This is a genomic window from Terriglobus albidus, assembly GCF_025685425.1.
GTDB lineage: Bacteria > Acidobacteriota > Terriglobia > Terriglobales > Acidobacteriaceae > Terriglobus > Terriglobus albidus.
Genome location: NZ_JAGTAS010000007.1, coordinates 1 through 1,341 on the forward strand (window position 1 = coordinate 1; position 1,341 = coordinate 1,341).

The window sequence follows — 1,341 nt, forward strand, 5'->3', positions numbered from 1 at the left end:
AGAGTCTGTGTGAGTGCTTGATTTTCGTGGATAGATATACGAAAAGAGAGTATGTCGCGCTATCTTCCGTATTCACCGGAGCAGGGCTACCTGGTTCCGCCACGTGTGGATGAAGTTCTGAGTGAGGATCATCTCTGCTTTTTCGTTCATAAGAGTGTGGAGAAGCTGGATCTGAGCCGGTTCGATCAGTCCTATGGGCCGATGGGTGGTCGTCTTTACGATCCGTCACTGATGCTGAAGGTGTGGCTGTATGCCTATCTTCTGGGTGTGACCTCGTCTCGCCGTCTGGAGCAACGTATCCGGGAAGACCTAGCGTTCCGGTTCCTGGCCGGAGCTGCGACGCCTGACTACTGGGCGCTGAACGCGTTCCGCAGCCGTCATGGAAAAGCGATCAATGACTGCTTCACCCAAGTGGTGGAGATGGCTCGGTCGTTGAAGTTGGCTCAACTAGGTACCGTGGCGATCGATGCGACGCGGATCAAGGCGTCGGCATCTCCGGATAAGGTCATCGCCGTGGAGCGGCAGCAGAGAGCGAAGATCCGCCGGAACATCCGCCGTTGGCAGCAGAGCTGCGACGGGGACGATCCGAACGAAGGCGCGGGCAGTCGCGTAGGAGCTGCAATCGATGCCCTCCCGGACGCGGCTGCGACGCTCAAGCCGCTCCCCAGGCGGGTGAAGCGGCCGTCCGAGAAGCGCTCGATCACCGACCCGGATGCGCGCTTTTTGCGCAGCCGCGGCAACCGCTTTCTGCTGGGCTACTCCGGTGAGATCGCGGTATCGGAAGACCACTTGATCGTGGCCCAGAGGGTGACCCAGTCGGGCAACGAGAACGACGGCCTGGAACCGATGGTGGAGCTGGTCAACCAGACCTGCGGAGAGCTTCCCCAGCGCGTGCTGGCCGACTCCGGCTATTACTCCAACCAGAACGTAGAACGGATGGAAACGCTCCATATCGATGCCTATGTACCGGACTCCAACCTGGCACGGGAACTCAATACCGGTACGCCGGCAGCCGATCTTGACGGCCACGATCCGCGCCTAAAGCGCATGCGGCACAAGCTGCGGGATCCAGACGGAAGGGCGATGTACAGCAGACGCAGGGCAATCGTGGAACCGGTCTTCGGAATCATGAAAGAACAACGAAACTTCCGCTCCTTCCGACTACGCTCCATCGCCAAAGTGCAGATCGAGTTCGCCCTCGCCGCCACCGCCTACAACCTCAAACGCATCTACATCCTGCAGAAATCCCGATAAAACTGCTCACAGACTGCGGCTACAGAGACGTTGCAACTGCAATCGCTCTCTCAAACAAAGAGAGGATGCCTCACTCACACAGACTCT

The 1,341-nt window shown here is 58.8% G+C and carries 1 protein-coding gene; it reads left to right on the forward strand.

Annotated features, from left to right (window positions below):
• Positions 1-51 precede the first annotated feature (51 nt).
• Entirely contained in the window at positions 52-1,254 is a 1,203-nt protein-coding gene (locus tag OHL21_RS00040; RefSeq protein WP_263415201.1) for a transposase, read from the forward strand.
• Positions 1,255-1,341 lie beyond the last annotated feature (87 nt).

Excerpts from the sequence above, each read along its gene's own strand:
- OHL21_RS00040 (WP_263415201.1), top strand. The coding sequence starts at position 52 with ATGTCGCGCTATCTTCCGTATTCACCGGAGCAGGGCTACCTGGTTCCG.